The 2,973-nt window shown below is 71.9% G+C and carries 2 protein-coding genes; one reads left to right on the top strand and one right to left on the bottom strand.

Features of this window, described 5'->3' with window-relative positions:
- The coding region (locus tag ACJ73U_RS43220) for an ATP-binding protein (protein WP_407783598.1) at positions 1 to 212 on the bottom strand (212 nt) is incomplete at its 3' end.
- 134 nt (positions 213 to 346) lie between these two features.
- On the opposite strand from ACJ73U_RS43220, the gene ACJ73U_RS43215 reads away from it, so the two are divergent.
- A partial coding sequence (locus ACJ73U_RS43215) for a glycoside hydrolase family 38 C-terminal domain-containing protein (RefSeq protein WP_407783597.1) occupies positions 347 to 2,973 on the top strand: 2,627 nt, incomplete at its 3' end.

Raw genomic sequence — 2,973 nt, 5'->3', positions numbered from 1 at the left:
CAGCCGCGACGCACCGCCGCGCTGCGCAGGGCGCCGAGCAGGACGGTCTTGCCGACGCCGCGCAGGCCGGTCAGCACCAGGCTGCGCTCGGGCCGTCCCCGCGCCACGCGTTCCAGCACGACGTCGAACGCCGCGATCTCCTTCTCCCGCCCGGCGAGCTCGGGCGGGCGCTGACCAGCGCCGGGGGCGAACGGGTTGCGCACCGGGTCCACCATCGAACCGTATCCGGCTTTCTAGCGTGAACCCGATATTGACCGAGAAACCGCTACGGCGTGTCGGGACAAACCATGGACAGGATCCGTTTGCTGGCTTGTGCCTTCTTGATCTAGCCGCCAAGGTGCGAATCATGGCTGTTGTCGCCGTGGAGTCGACTGAGCTGTTCGTCGGGCCGGTCGACGCTCCGCTTCAGGTTGTCCGGGTGTCCTGGGACGGTGAGCGGGTTTCCCAGGTACACGTCGAGGGCCAGGGCGTTTCCACCCCCGCGCCCGTCACGGGGGTCGGGCGCGTCGAGGTCGGGGTCGACACGCACGGCGTGCCGCCGGGGACCACGCTCCCGGCGAGAGCCGTGATCGGGACGGAGCACGTGCTCGACTTCGACCTGACCGTCGCCGAGCCCGGCTGGACCATGCACCTGGTCTCCCACTTCCACTACGACCCCGTCTGGTGGAACACCCAGGCGGCCTACACCGTCGCCTGGGACGCACTGGACTTCCCCGGCTCACCCCGCGGCGCGCGCCAGCTGGCCGGGTTCGACCTGGTCCGCGCGCACCTCGACCTCGCGCTCGCCGAGCCCGACTACCGGTTCGTGCTGGCCGAGGTCGACTACCTCAAGCCGTACTGGGACACGCACCCGCAGGACCGCGCGATCCTCAGGAAGCTGCTCGACGAGGGCCGCGTCGAGGTCATGGGCGGCACCTACAACGAGCCGAACACGAACCTCACCGACCCCGAGACCACCATCCGGAACTTCGTGCACGGCATGGGTTTCCAGCGGGACGTGGTCGGCGCGCAGCCCGAGACCGCCTGGCAGCTCGACGCGTTCGGGCACGACCCGGCCTTCCCCGGGTTCGCCGCGGACGCTGGGCTCACCTCCAGCTCGTGGGCACGCGGCCCGTTCCACCAGTGGGGCCCGATGGAGCTGACCCCGGCGGGCAAGGGGGACCCGACGCGGATGCAGTTCCCCAGCGAGTTCGAGTGGCTGTCACCGTCGGGGCGCGGGGTGCTCACGTCCTACATGCCCGACCACTACGGCTCCGGCTGGGCGCTCGACAGCGCACCCACCCTCGAGGTGGCCGGCGAGGCCGCCTACCAGCTCTTCCTCGACCTGAAGAAGGTCAGCGTCGCGAAGCACGTCCTGCTGCCGGTGGGCGGGGACTACACGCCGCCCAACAAGTGGATCACCGACCTGCACAAGGACTGGGCGCGCCGGTACGTGTGGCCGCGGTTCGTCTGCTCGCTGCCGAGGGACTTCTTCGCCGGCGTCCGGCAGGAGCTGGCGGCACGCGGACAGGAGCCGACACCGCAGACCCGGGACATGAACCCGATCTACACCGGCAAGGACGTCTCCTACATCGACACCAAGCAGGCGCAGCGCGCCGCCGAGGCCGCGGTGCTGGAGGCCGAGCCGTTCGCCGCGTTCGCCACGATCCTCGCCGGCACCGACTACCCGGACGCCGCGCTCGCCAAGGCCTGGGTGCAGCTCGCCTACGGCGCGCACCACGACGGCATCACGGGGTCCGAGTCCGACCAGGTCTACCTCGACCTCGTCACGAGCTGGCGGGACGCGCACGACCTCGCGGTCGAGGTTCGCGCCAACGCGCTGGACGTGCTGTCCCGGCTGGTCACCCTGCCCGACGGCGACGGGAAGCCGGTCGTGGTGTGGAACCCGCTCAACCACGAGCGCACCGACACGGTGACCGTGAAGACCGAGGTCGCCGGAGTCACGGTCACCGACGACACCGGCGTCGAGCTGCCGGCACTCGTCGACGACGGCACCGTCACGTTCCTCGCCGCGGAAGTGCCGCCGTTGGGTTGGCGGGTGTTCCGGCTCGCCGAGACCACCCGGGAAGACCAGGGCTGGGTCGCGGTCGACGGCGAGGTCGCGGCCAGCGACCGGTTCCAGGTGATCGCGGACCCGGCACGGGGCGGCGGGGTGCGCAGCCTCGTCGAGCTGACGACCGGCCGCGAGCTGATCACGCCGGGCGCGGTCGGCAACGAGCTGGCGGTGTACGAGGAGTACCCGCACCACCCGCGGTTCGGGGAGGGCCCGTGGCACCTGCTGCCCAAGGGACCGGTGGTCACCTCGTCCGAGTCACCGGCCAGCGTGCGCGTCGAGCGCGGTCCCATCGGCGAGCGGATCACGGCGACCGGCCGGGTCGGGTCCGTCCGGTACACGCAGACGATCACGCTGTGGCAGGGCGTGGACCGGGTCGACTGCACGACGACCGTCGACGAGTTCACCGGGTCCGACCAGCTGCTGCGGGTGCGCTGGCCGTGCGCGGTGCCGGGGGCGCTGCCGGTCAGCGAGGTCGGGAACGCGGTGGTGGGCCGTGGTTTCGGGCTCATCGACGTGGACTCGGGCCAGCACCCGTGGACCCTGGACAACCCGGCGCACACGTGGTTCGGCCTGTCCGCGGCCGCGTCGCTGCGGCTGGGTGACGGCGCGCTGCGGCCCATCGGCGTCGCCGAGATCGTCGTGCCGGACGGGGCCGAAGCCGCGCCGCTGGCCCGGGAGCTGGCGATCGCGTTGGCACGCAACGGTGTCACCGCGACCGTGAGCAGCGCGGCCGGCTCGCGCTACGGCGACCTCGGTGTGGACTCCAACCTGCCGGACGTGCGGATCGCGCTCGGCGGCCCGGAGGTGAACTCGTTCACCGCGGAGGTGGTGGAGCGGTCGGGAGCCGGCGGCGAGGGCGTGTTCTGGGTGCCGCCGGCGAAACCGCTGGAGGAGGTGTGGCAGCCGAGCGCGGACCT

This window comes from Actinophytocola sp. (assembly GCF_045807065.1).
GTDB lineage: Bacteria > Actinomycetota > Actinomycetes > Mycobacteriales > Pseudonocardiaceae > Actinophytocola.
This window is presented reverse-complemented; position numbering and strand designations above follow the sequence as displayed.